The organism is Vibrio sp. 10N.261.52.A1 (genome assembly GCF_002876325.1).
Taxonomy (GTDB): domain Bacteria; phylum Pseudomonadota; class Gammaproteobacteria; order Enterobacterales; family Vibrionaceae; genus Vibrio; species Vibrio chagasii.
Genome location: NZ_MCYD01000097.1, coordinates 1 through 1,186 on the forward strand (window position 1 = coordinate 1; position 1,186 = coordinate 1,186).

The following is a 1,186-nucleotide window of genomic DNA, read 5'->3' on the forward strand; positions in this document are numbered from 1 at the left end:
ACGACCAAATTCGTTGTTGAATGCCGCGCCACCAAGAGGACCTTCAAGCATGATATCCAATGCAGTAACGATACGGCTTGGTTTACCAAAATCAGTTTCCCAAGGTTGAACAAAGTTCGGGATCTTAAGGTTAGATACGGAGAACGCTACAAGACCAGCTTTTGGCTTACCACCGATACCAGTTGCGCCTTCATCACGGATTTCACCGCCTGAACCTGTTGATGCGCCCGGCCATGGAGAGATAGCCGTTGGGTGGTTGTGCGTTTCAACTTTCATCAAGATGTGTGTTTTCTCTTGGTGGTAGTTGTACTGGCGAGTTTCAGGATCTGGGAAGAAGCGACCTACTTCAGAGCCCGTCATAACAGCTGCGTTATCTTTGTATGCAGAAAGTACGTTATCAGGAGTCACTTCAAACGTATTCTTAATCATCTTGAACAATGATTTTTCTTGCTTAACGCCGTCGATAGTCCAATCAGCGTTGAAGATCTTGTGACGACAGTGCTCTGAGTTCGCTTGTGCAAACATCATTAGCTCGATATCAGTCGGGTTACGTTCAAGCTTAGTGACAAAGCTTTCAAGTAGGTAATCAATCTCATCTTCTGCAAGTGCAAGACCTAGGGTAACGTTTGCTTCTTCAAGCGCTTTACGACCGCCGGTAAGAAGATCAACTTCCGCATAAGGTGCTGGTTCTGCAACGGTGAACAATGCTGCTGCTGATTCGAAGTCAGTGAAAACCACTTCCATCATACGATCGTGAAGAATCGCTTTCAGCTCAACAAGTTGAAGCTCAGAAAGTTCAGAAGACGTTTCAATGTAGAAAGCCGTACCGCGCTCTAGGCGAGATACTTTCGCTAGGCCACAGTTATGTGCGATATCTGTAGATTTTGAAGACCAAGGAGAAATAGTACCTGGACGAGGTGTAGCAAGCAGCAATAAACCTTCAGGTTCATGCTCTTCAATCGTTGGACCGTAAGTCAGTAGCTTTTCTAGCTTCTCAACTTCAGACGCGTCTAGGTCTGCTGTTAAATCAGCAAAGTGGGCAAACTCAGCGTAAATACCTGTTACAGGTAAGCTTAATTCACGACAAAGCTCTAAAAGCTTGTTAACACGAAACTCAGATAGAGCTGGGGAGCCACGCAAAATTCTCATGTGCTTAGGTCTCTTATGCAGTTGATTAAGGTGATAT

General features: G+C 45.2%; 1 pseudogene. It reads right to left on the reverse strand.

Going from position 1 to position 1,186, the window contains the following annotated elements:
• Positions 1-1,149 (reverse strand): annotated as a pseudogene (locus BCT81_RS01300) (phosphoribosylformylglycinamidine synthase); the annotation flags it as partial.
• Positions 1,150-1,186: the final 37 nt, after the last annotated feature.